The sequence below is a fragment of the Silvimonas sp. genome, assembly GCF_031291215.1.
Taxonomy (GTDB): domain Bacteria; phylum Pseudomonadota; class Gammaproteobacteria; order Burkholderiales; family Chitinibacteraceae; genus Silvimonas; species Silvimonas soli.
This window is the reverse complement of the sequence record NZ_JARLJK010000084.1, coordinates 1-10,150: the sequence shown is the minus strand read 5'-3', so window position 1 is coordinate 10,150 and position 10,150 is coordinate 1. Positions and strand designations below refer to the sequence as shown.

The 10,150-nt window shown below is 60.7% G+C and carries 10 protein-coding genes; all 10 read right to left on the bottom strand.

All coding sequences use genetic code 11. From position 1 onward, the window contains the following. A partial coding sequence (locus P4L78_RS10275; RefSeq protein WP_309327947.1) for a bestrophin family ion channel occupies positions 1-264 on the bottom strand: 264 nt, incomplete at its 3' end. After that, the gene (locus P4L78_RS22915) at positions 195-545 is read right to left on the bottom strand and encodes a bestrophin family ion channel (RefSeq protein WP_405051535.1); all 351 of its coding nucleotides are present in this window, start codon (positions 543-545) and stop codon (positions 195-197) included. The genes P4L78_RS22915 and P4L78_RS10275, both read right to left, overlap by 70 nt. A gap of 201 nt (positions 546-746) precedes the next feature. Next, the gene (locus tag P4L78_RS10270; RefSeq protein ID WP_309327946.1) at positions 747-956 is read right to left on the bottom strand and encodes a hypothetical protein; all 210 of its coding nucleotides are present in this window, start codon (positions 954-956) and stop codon (positions 747-749) included. Further along, complete coding sequence (locus tag P4L78_RS22910) at positions 877-1,266, bottom strand: bestrophin family ion channel (protein ID WP_405051534.1); 390 nt, start codon at positions 1,264-1,266, stop codon at positions 877-879. The genes P4L78_RS10270 and P4L78_RS22910 overlap by 80 nt, the downstream gene beginning before the upstream one ends. Then, positions 1,266-1,667, bottom strand: coding sequence for a hypothetical protein (locus P4L78_RS10265; protein ID WP_309327945.1), 402 nt, complete (start codon positions 1,665-1,667; stop codon positions 1,266-1,268). The genes P4L78_RS22910 and P4L78_RS10265 overlap by 1 nt, the downstream gene beginning before the upstream one ends. Before the next feature lie 686 nt (positions 1,668-2,353). Then, entirely contained in the window at positions 2,354-2,656 is a 303-nt protein-coding gene (locus tag P4L78_RS10260; protein WP_309327943.1) for a bestrophin family ion channel, read from the bottom strand. A gap of 29 nt (positions 2,657-2,685) precedes the next feature. Then, complete coding sequence (locus P4L78_RS10255) at positions 2,686-2,859, bottom strand: bestrophin family ion channel (protein WP_309327942.1); 174 nt, start codon at positions 2,857-2,859, stop codon at positions 2,686-2,688. Between the two features lie 372 nt (positions 2,860-3,231). Then, positions 3,232-3,633 carry a bestrophin family ion channel gene (locus P4L78_RS10250; RefSeq protein ID WP_309327941.1) on the bottom strand — a complete coding sequence of 134 codons (402 nt, stop codon included), beginning with the start codon at positions 3,631-3,633 and terminating at the stop codon, positions 3,232-3,234. Between the two features lie 8 nt (positions 3,634-3,641). Then, positions 3,642-4,001, bottom strand: a complete 360-nt coding sequence (locus P4L78_RS10245) for a hypothetical protein (RefSeq protein WP_309327940.1) — start codon at positions 3,999-4,001, stop codon at positions 3,642-3,644. A gap of 550 nt (positions 4,002-4,551) precedes the next feature. Then, entirely contained in the window at positions 4,552-9,489 is a 4,938-nt protein-coding gene (locus P4L78_RS10240) for a reverse transcriptase domain-containing protein (protein ID WP_309327939.1), read from the bottom strand. Positions 9,490-10,150 lie beyond the last annotated feature (661 nt).

Below are 10,150 nucleotides of genomic sequence, written 5' to 3'. Positions count from 1 at the left end.
GTTGGCCACGAGCAGGGAGAGCGCGGGGGGCGGGGGAGGGGGCGGATCCGGCCCAAACACACTCTCATGCATCATGATGGTCTCGTCCGCCAGCGCGTGCATGATGCCCGTCAGGTCAATGTCATTGTCGTCCCAGCCCAAAGGATTCTCAAGCTCAAACGTCACGCGGTCCAGGCCGTAGAACGCCAGCGCAATCACTGCACACAAACAAACAACAATAGTCCGTGCGAAAATGTCACATGAATGGCACAAGTACAAAGGCACTCACCCATGGTGCAGGGGATGGAGAAGTATTTCAAAGATGCGACGAAGGCGAAGGGGAAGGTGAACACGTAGATGAAGATGAGGGTGGAGAGGAGGTGGCGATACACAAAGGGTGTGGGCGTGGTCACAATGCGGTTCAGGTGCTCCCAGTTCTGAAAGGACAACAACACAAACGCCGGGTGCAAACAAGCACACACAAATACACAACCTCGACGCGCATCGCATACACGCACGCACTCACACACAATCGCGCATGCATGCACACGCAAACACGTGCGCATGCGCGATCGAGAACACGTCTCTTACCTTGAGAACGGTCTCCAGGACGATGGACTGGCATCGCGACACGGTCTTTTCAGGAATGTGCCCCTTGCGCTGCAGGGCATCCAGCTGGCGCAGCACCGCACTGGCCACGATGCCAGGCCGCACAGGCGGAGGGTACCTGTGGTACAGGCTCGTGTCGTACCTGCACACGTACACACTCAGTCGATCGACTCAGCGAGGGCATGATAAAAAAAAGCGGCGGGGGCTCCGTACGCCTTGCGGGACTGCGCGACCATCTTGGCAAGGAACTGCAGGCGATGGTCCTTCTCCACGGGGGGCGGCGGCGCCTCACGCGAGTCCCGCACCTCCTCGATGATCGTCGCAAAGAGGATCTGTGCAGAAACGCACAGGCGAACCAACACAACCAAATTTACTACATGAAGCACAATAGACCGCCTCTCGACCACACGACACGCGGGGCACACTCGACAGAGTGCGTACGATGCAGAGCTTCACCGCCTCTTTGAACGCGGGTTTTGCGGCTTTGGACTCCTCGTCCAGGCCCTCCAGCGTGGTGGTGCTGTGCAGCACAACTGCAAATGATCGGATGCCCGCGCACACCTCAGAGATGGCGGAGCGCGCGTCGTTGTAGCGCTGATGCGACACGCTGTTTCGAAACACGACGACCAGGGCCAGGATGGCGCCTGCGGCGTGTGTGCGGGCGGAGCAGTAAGGCATCAATAATGCGCACATACGGCGAAACGACGCGCGCGCAGGCGTGCGGGGGGCCGGCATCCCGCCGAACCGTGGCGGCAAACAAACGCAACGAACCACGAAAACACTCGTTTGGTGCGCAATCCGCGGCCCGCCCCTCCGTCCCGCTTACCCAGCGCCGCGCTGGCTAAATCATACACGTCCACAAGGTTGGCCTCCCCTTCCTTGGCCACGTCGTGCCAGACGGCCACGCCCGCGGCCACGGCGCCGGACACCAGCACTTGCAACCAAATCGACTCGAACACGGAGCCGTCGAAGCGGGCCAGCACGCGGACGAAGTACCACACGGAGCGCTCGGGGTCGTCATCAGGAGCGGGTGCAGGAGGCGCGAGGGCAATGCTGGAGCGGCGGGCGGCGCGAGCCATGCGGCACGCTCGCGTCAGAGGGCGAGAACAGTGCCCTGCCCCCACAATGTTTTGGGGTGTCTGGACGTACAATCTCCACCAGCAAGACAATCTCAATAAAGAATGAGCGGTCTGCAGCCCAAGCAAAACACAAGTGTGGGAGGGGCCTGCACAGAGTTCAAAGAAAAGTACGTAAGGGCGGGACTAGCACGCATTACAACGGGGCAATTTTGGGCTCGGCGAGGTGGCGGCCAGGGGAGGCACCGGCGAGGCCCGGGAGACGCTTCGGCAAGCCTCGTGACATGGGCCGTGCGGTGTCACGGTCAATATCCGGCGTGGCAGGCGTGACAGGCAGGACAAGCGTGTCGCTGCCTTCTAATGCCTTCACCTCTGAATCGGCGGGCACAAGGGGCTCTGCGTCAAACTCCAGGGGCTGCACACGCGCAAACGCCTTCCTGTCCTCACTGCCACTCCTCGCCACGACAGTATTGGCCCGCGGGGTCATGACGCGCGGCTGTGCGGCGGGAGTGATGGGCAGGGTCACTTTGGGTGCGCTGGGGGACACCATCCCCTCAGTCGGCGTCTGTGAGGCGCCACTCGCTGCCAGCTTGCGGGACGCCACTGCGCGCGAGCAGGCATAGCAACAAAAACCAACAGGGGGGCACAAAGCAGTACATGAGAGGCACAAAACAAGCACATGGCAGCGGTTACGCACGTGCAGCCTTCTTCTGCGCGATGGCCTTGCGCATGCCACTCTTCTCCAAGTTGGCCACGAGCAGGGAGAGCGCAGGGGGCGGTGGAGGGGGCGGATCCGGCCCAAACACACTCTCGTGCATCTTCATCGTCTCGTCCGCCAGCGCGTGCATGATGGCCGTTAGGTCAATGTCATTGTCGTCCCAGCCCAAAGGATTCTCCAGCTCAAACGTCACGCGGTCCAGACCGTAGTACGCCAGCGCGATGGCTGCGCGGTGGACACCCACAAAACACGCCCAAATCGCAGCAAGGGTCAACAGAGCTGCAAGGCTTCAAACAAACGCCCCTAAAAGCGCAACTCACCCATGGTGCAGGGAATGACAAAGTACTGCAGATTGGCGACGAAGGCGAAGGGGAAGGTGAAGACGTAGATGAAGATGAGCGTGTACAGGAGGTGGCGATACACAAACGGCGTGGGCGTGGTCACAATGCGGTTCAGGTGCTCCCAGTTCTGGCACAATCACACACATACGCATACAATACAAGCAAGTTCACACAAACGACGACTGAGCCCGGGGCGCCCGTCACACACCTTGAGGACGGTCTCCAGAATCACGCTCTGGCAGCGCGACACGGTCTTTTCAGGAATGTGCCCCTTGCGCTGCAGGGCATCCAGTTGGCGCAGCACCGCACTGGCCACGATGCCAGGCCGCACCGCGGGAGGGTACCTCTGGTACAGGCTCGTGTCGTACCTGCGCACCGTGCACACAACACAATAAGGCCACACATAAACGCGCACGAAACGACTGCCACGTACGCTTTGCGGGACTGGGCGACCATCTTGGCAAGGAACTGCAGGCGATGGTCCTTCTCCACGGGGGGCGGCGGCGCCTCACGCGAGTCCCGCACCTCCTCGATGATCGTCGCGAAGAGGATCTGGACAATAAGGGGTCGCGGGTGAGGTGGAGACGCGCACGGGCACAACCACAACACGGGTACCATAAACAACATGGAGTGTGCCTCGGGCAAAATGGGAGCACCCGCAGGACACACAACGTACGATGCAGAGCTTCACCGCCTCTTTGAACGCGGGTTTTGCGGCCTTGGACTCCTCGTCCAGCCCCTCCAGCGTGGTGGTGCTGTGCAGCACAACTGCAAATGATCGGATGCCCGCGCACACCTCAGAGATGGCGGAGCGCGCGTCGTTGTAGCGCTGATGCGACACGGTGTTGCGAAACACGACGACCAGTGCCAGGATGGCGCCTGTGGAAGGGGCGGCACGACGCGAAACCATATGGAACACTAGCCTCGCTCAAAAATGGAAAAAGGACCGGGGAGCGCGGGGCAGCGCGAGCCGCCCAACGGACCACGCTTTGAGCCCAACGCATCCCACACCCCACACTGCCCCCTCTCCTCACCCAGCGCCGCTGTGGTGAGGTCGTATGCCTCGTAAATGTTGACGTCCTGCTTCGTGGCCACGTCGTGCCAGATGGCCACGCCCGCTGCCACGACGCCGGACACCAGAATTTGCAAGTAGATCGACTCCAGAACGGAGCCATTGAAGTGAGCCAGAACCTGGGCAAAGTACCACACGGAGCGCTCGGGGTCGTCATCTGGAGCGGGCGCGGGCAACGTCGCGCTGGAGCGGCGTAGAGTGGCCATGGAGTGGCGGCCCTTTCCCCCCACAACGTTTTTGGGGTGTTCAGACAATCTCACCTCTGCTTGTTCTCCTAGACCAACACAGGCGTGCGGTGCTAAGAGTGCAAAATTGTTGAAACCGGGAGAACAGCGGCCAGTGTAGGCGGACACAGGGAGCGGGTCACGAAACGTGCGGCATCAGCACCCACACACACACACCCAAGTTTCTTTCCACTGCCCCATTCCGGTAAGCTCAGTGCGGGACTTGACGACATATTGCGCCAGTTCGGGCCGTACACTGAACGTGGGCGTGCGGGCGCCGTGCCTCAGTGTGCATGCTGCCGTGCCAAGTGTGTGACTGTGTTGGAGTCTGTGGCGTGTCTCCCTTGGTTGCGCCCGTGAACCGATGAGACAACGTCAATTCTTGCCGAGCAAACACCCGTAAACCCGGCACAAGAGAAAACCACAAAGCACAAGACAAAGCCCCGAGCTTGTAACCGCCAGTGCCTGGTTCTCTCACCACGAAGATCCGCTCGGTGGGGCACCGCCACCACACTCCCCTCCAGAGAACAGGCTACCCTCGACGCTTGGACCTTGGCGTCCGCCGCTTCGTCCCCGTCAGCGAACGCAAAACCGCCTGCAACACGTCCTTGGTGTGCTGGTTGCGTAGCTTGCTCACGTAGCTCCTGACGAGTCGAGGTTCTGCCTCAAAGATGGTAGTGAGAGGTTCCCACGTCATGCTCTTGTCCGCTTCCCACAGAATGCGCAACTGCCACTCCCCAGAAGTCAGTTCGCGGTTGCCCTTGATGTCCGAGATGGCGAAACCGCGTCCGCTGTCCGCAGCGAGTTGCTGTAGCGTTGGAGTGACTGGCGTCGTCGAGTCACTCTCCGGCACACTCTTGAGGAAGTCCGCGTGCAACGTCTGCCTGCGCCCGCTGGTGACGTCCTGCACCACAAACACACGCGAGTTTACTTGCTCTATCACCTGAGCCGGTCCTTCCCACGATGCTTGTGTCTTGTCCTTGATGGTGACGCCCGGCGTGGCCGTAAGAACGAGATCGCCCACCGCAAAGTTCACAGAAGCCCCAGGCCGCTTGTCCGCGCGTGGCGCCACCGCCGCGACGTCGTGCACCATCTTCTGGAACTGTTCGTTGATGCTGGCGATGCGTGTCTTGATGTCGTCGCTGACAACTGCCGCGTCGACCAGCTCGGAGGTGTGCGTGTTCAGCACCACCTGCAAAGGGTTCAGAGGTGTGTGACCCATGAATGCCTGCAACGGAGTGTAGCCACCCAACCGCGCAGACGGGGTGTTGTTCATCGCTGCCTGTATCACAGGAAGCGCGTCAGGCCACTGATGCGGCGCCATGCCGTGTTGCAGGAGAAAGGCTGACAGCAGCTGCTTCAACTCCTTGTTCGCCCGCTCCACTAAACCGTTCGACCATGGGGCATACGGCGCCGTGAAGTGATGCCGTGCCTTGAGCTTGTCCGCCAACGTCGCCATAATCTGGCTAGTGAAATGCGGACCACGATCAGAAGTCCACTGTGTGCAAACGCCGTACCTTGCAAACCACGCCAACAGCGCGCCCGCTACTGTGGCTGAGTCCGCTGACTTTGCTGGCACCAGTTCGACGAACCTGCTGAAATCATCCACGATCACCAACACATGGGCCACCTGGCCCGGCGTGTCCGCGGTAACCTCACGAATGTAGCAGAAGTCAAAGTGAAGACGCTCATTGGGCCTCGTGGCCCTGGTGACGACGAGCTTCTCCCGAGGCACAGTCGCACCGCCGCGCGTCTTGAGGCAAATCACACAGTCGCGACAGGCTTGGTGAACTTGTGAGACCAGCCCTGGCCAAAAGAACACCTCACGCAGCCATGCCGTCGTCGTGTCGGACCCTCGGTGTCCCGCAACGCCCTGATGAGCCACTGCCACCAGTTGCGCGCGAATGTTACCGATGTCCGGGACAAAAACAAGTCCTGCCTCGTTCACCCACAAACCACGCGGATCCTCGCGCAGCTTGTACACTTCCCGGTCTGCCGCGGTGATGCCGTCGCGCTGAACCGCACGCAACAACGCTTCAGAAGGAGGGCCATCCGGATCCCCTGCTGGCAGCGGCAGCCCTGCCGCTGCTTTCAAACGCGTCGCGCACCGCAAAGTCAACGCCTCGTCGACACCAGCTGTGCTGTCCGAGTCCGTCGCCGCTGCTCCCGCAGCGGGGTTTCCCCACCGTGATAACATATCTGGGAAGATGTTCCTCTCTCCGTCGATGTGGTGGATGCTGTACTTGAACGCACCCATGATGATCTTCCACCGCTCAATGCGATCGGCCGCCTGCTTGCGTCCGTCCGCCAACGCCACGTCGCTGTTGAAGATGTAACGCAGGTTGAGATGATCGGTGTAGATGCGGAACCCGTCACGCCGCTGAAGCAAGTGCCTGCATCTCACGCAAGTCTCCTTGATGGCGTAACCTTCCTGCTCCACAGTGGGCCACCGGCGCTGTGTGGCGTCAAACGAGCCACTGACAAACGCCAACGGTGAATGGTGTTGCTGATCGAGCGGTAGTGCCAGCTGCTCCGGCGGCACTTGCGTAATCACGCCCGCCCAATGCAGATCGGAGGCGTCTGTGAACACACACAAAGCTTGAGTGTCATCAGGGTACGCACGCTCAGTCTCTCTCGCCAACACGCGGTTCAACTCGTTGAAGGCGCGACTGTGCGTCTCGTTCCATCCCACCGCTGCCAGAGATACCGACTGGTATCCCCGCTGTTTCGGATTGGGTGCCGCCCTGCCCACCGCCTTCAGTAACTCCTGCAGCGGCGCCACCAATCTCGCATAGTCGTGAATGGCGTCCCGCAGCCAGTTGGTGCATGCGATGTACTTGCGCAGTTGGGCGCCGTCAGTAGGCTCGCCCATCTTCACCAATGACTCCACGTATGCGGTGTCGCTGTGCACTCCTTTCGCCGAGTAGATCTTGCCGCAGAACTTGATCTTTGGCTCGAACAACACCGTCTTGCGCGCCGCGATCTTGAGACGCGCCTTGGTCAACGCCGTCAACACCTTGCGCCAGTTGTCAACAAACTCACGCTCCGTCTTGCCAAACACCAAAATGTCGTCCAGGAACACGAAGCACGCTGTGTTGACAAGGTCCCCAAGTACTCCAACCATGATGGCTTGAAAAGGGCCCGTCGCATTACGGAATCCCTGGATCAGTCGCCTGGATGTCCACACACCCGCGTCAGTCTGAATGCTGAAGTACTTCTGGCTGTCCTCGTGCAGAGGCATCTGCCAGTACCCGCCAAGTAAGTCCAGCTTGCCAAAATAGCGTTGGCCTGCCAGCAAGGGGGCAAAGGAATCAGGATGAGGCAGCGGGAACGCTCCCTCGTACGCATACTGGTTAACCTCACGCATATCCACCGCGAGGCGAAACTGGTTGAGAATGTCGTCCGACAGGCTCGCGTGCGGTTTGCGGACAGGATGCACCGGTGACGCGCAGATAGCGTCCCGATCGAAGTAAATGTAGCCGAAGTCCACCAACATCTTGATGTACAACCGCAAGAACTCGCTCGCCTCCGGGCTGTACTTGCGTGGCTTGTGGCGGATGGTCCCCAGGCCCGGCTTCATCTGCACCCTGATGGGCTCCACGTCCGCTGGCGGGTCGTTTCCCAACACCACCCGAAATGAGTCGATGAAATCCACCTCCACTATCGCAGTGAGCTCCGCCACCGCTTCCTTGGAGAGAAGGTTGAAACCATCCGCGGCTAACACCGCCTTGTGCAGCTCAGCTCGAATCTCCGACAGGTCAGTCACGCCGATGCTGGGAGGCAGCTGTAACTCCTCCTCTTCGCCCTGCAGCTGCATTGCGATGGCGGCGCGCTTGAGGCTGGCGACGTGTGCAGGCTTGAGACGCGGTGTGTCACACTCCTTCGTCTCCTCCGACTCCGCCAACGCCTCCTTCACGTCAGAGAGGGTGATGTCGTCCGGGGGCAGCGTCGCACACGCCTTCCTAAACACGTCCACCAAGTCCACCTTCGCGTGATCCTCGATGAATCGACGCCCGAGAAGTATCTCACCATCTGCGAGCTTAGGCACAATCAGAAGGCGCATATCCCGCACATGCGAGACACCGCCACCAGTAAAGTGCAACACCGCGTCGCCAACAATCTGTTGCGTTGCGGTGATGATCCCATCCGGCCCACCTTTGGCCGTGATGATGATGAGGGGGTGAGGGAGGTCCTCTGCCCGAAAGCCCGCCTCTCTGAGCTGCTCCGCGATGCGTTCCGGCACAAACGTCTCTGATGCACCCGTATCGACAGTGAACGGGACACACAGTGACGTGCCGCCGAAGCTGATGCGTCCGTCCCGATGCATGGTAGCTGTCGCCGCCTTGACGCGGCTCGTGGACTTCTTGTCGCGGGTGTACTGCTCTTTCCAGTACAGCTTGCGCTCCTCGGAGGCAGTGGGGCAATCACGCACCTTGTGGTCCTTCTTGCACTCGTGGCACTTCAGCGCCTTGACGGTACCGCTGTCGCCGGCAGATTCCTTGCCTGCGGGTGCCTTGGACGATGACAAAGGCGATGAGGAGGGTTTGGAGGTGACCGTCGACTTCACTGGAGCCGGTGCCGCCTCACCAACACTCCCCTCCGTGGGCTTACCAGAAGGCTTGCCCCCTTCACTTCCCTTGTTCTTGTACACGCCCTTGACCTTGCCTGACTCCGCCCCAGATGAGTGGTAGTCCCGACAGCGCTTGAGAAAGTTGTAGCCACTGGCATAGGTGTCCAGTAGGTTGAAAAAATCGTCCAGCGTCTTGATGCTCTCCTTGGCAACATCCCGACGCACGATGTCACGGAATTCCGGCGGGTGCAGCCTGTCGATGAGGCACCTGATGGCCGTCTTCGCAGGGGTGCCACCCTCCGCCAACATGTCCGCGTAGCCGTACTCCGCGACCAGATTCCCCCAGCCCAGAAGAAACGCGTTGTGGGAATCGTCGAATGAGGCCAGATTGGAGTCCCAGTAGATCTTCTCCCTGATCCGCGCCTCCAGATTCACCAGATCAGATCCGTTTGGAGGCCTGCGCTTCGCAATATCCTCCAGGGTGGCGCGAGCACGTACCTCCCACAGGGTAGCGTCGATGCCGTTGATCTCGTCTCCCTCTGGCAGGTCGTCGAGCGCGGGCTCATCCCGCGCGTACTTCCTCATGAGCTCGCCCATACCGCGCCTCTGCTCACGGGTCAGCGTCATAAGCAGAGACACCGGCTGCAGGCCCCTCGCCAACATCATCGCGCAGTACTCGGCGTACTCCTCCAGGAACGAACGCGCGTCGACCTCCTTGGTGCTCCGCAGTTTGGGCCAAGGGATATCTTGCACAGGATAAGTACGAGGCTGGCCGGCGCCGACGCCCTTGACGCTGCGAGTGGCTGAAGCTGGATCGGCCGCGGATTGGACAAGTTGAAGTTGCTCCGCCCGCGCACGCTCTTGCATCATGCTGGCCATCTGGGCTTGCATAGATGCCATTGCCTCCATCATGAGCCTCATGGCGCTGACGGACTCGGCGATCACACTCGCAGTGGGGTCCACACCTGCGCCGCCAACTGCAACAGATCCAGAACGGGGGAGACGGGAGGGGGTAGGGGCCGACGCCGGCGCTGAACCGCGCGCAGATGATTCGCCTCTGGCATCACCACCTGTCTTGCGCTGCGATTTTTCACCCGACGGGCCCCCGTCAGGCGGAACCGCGCCCGCGTCGACGTGCGGCGCGTCATCAGGCGACGCCAAAATGGACGCATTCGACGCGTCGTCGCCCTCCTCGACCACCGTCTCCTTCTCGCGGTCCGAAGACACGCTAAGTCTGGTTTTGCCCTCCTCACCCACCTGTGGGGGAGGAGGGGCTGCGACACCCGAACCCTCAGGAGCCGCACTCGTGACATTAGCCACGTTATCACCCTCGGGTGAACTCCTCGCCGCGCCCTGCGGCGGTACTTTACCCTTGGATCTAGTCATCATTGTCTCAGACACGATGTTACTAGTAGCGCTACTGTGGCGTGTCTCCCTTGGTTGCGCCCGCGAACCGATGAGACAACGTCAATTGTTGCCGAGCAAACACCCGTAAACCCGGCACAAGAGAAAACCACAAAGCACAAGACAAAGCCCCGAGCTTGTAACCGCCAGTGCCTGG